Below are 460 nucleotides of genomic sequence, written 5' to 3'. Positions count from 1 at the left end.
AGGTGTGCTCGCCGGAGTACTGGGTCCGCCATGTGCGGGAGGCGGTGCGGTTCGCGGACGGCGTACGGGCGCTCGAAGCGCAGGGCGTGTCCCGGTTCGTCGAGGTCGGCCCCGATGGTGTGCTCACCGCGATGGCGCGGGAGTGCCTGACGGCCGAGGAGCCCTCGGCGCCCGTCCTGGTGCCGGTGCTGCGCAAGGACCGCCCCGAGACCCGGGTGCTGACCACGGCGCTCGCCGAGCTCCATGTGCACGGCGTCCCGGTGGACTGGGAACGGCTCTTCGCCGGACGTGACGCCCGCCGGGTCGAGCTGCCCACCTACGCCTTCCAGCGGGAGCGCTACTGGCTGGAGGCCCTGACCTCGTTCGCCAGCGATGTCACCGCCGTGGGGCTCATCCCGCCCACCCACCCGCTGCTGGGCGCCGCGGTCGAGCTGCCCGACGCGGACGGCTTCCTCTTCAC

The 460-nt window shown here is 73.5% G+C and carries 1 protein-coding gene; it reads left to right on the top strand.

All coding sequences use genetic code 11. The features are described 5' to 3' along the window. On the top strand, positions 1-460 hold a 460-nt coding region (locus tag VT50_RS38080), incomplete at both ends, for an acyltransferase domain-containing protein (protein WP_240529513.1).

Source organism: Streptomyces antioxidans, assembly GCF_000968685.2.
In the GTDB taxonomy this organism is placed as follows: Bacteria; Actinomycetota; Actinomycetes; order Streptomycetales; family Streptomycetaceae; genus Streptomyces; species Streptomyces antioxidans.
The sequence above is the reverse complement of the archived record's forward strand: the minus strand, read 5'-3'. Positions and strand labels throughout refer to the sequence as shown.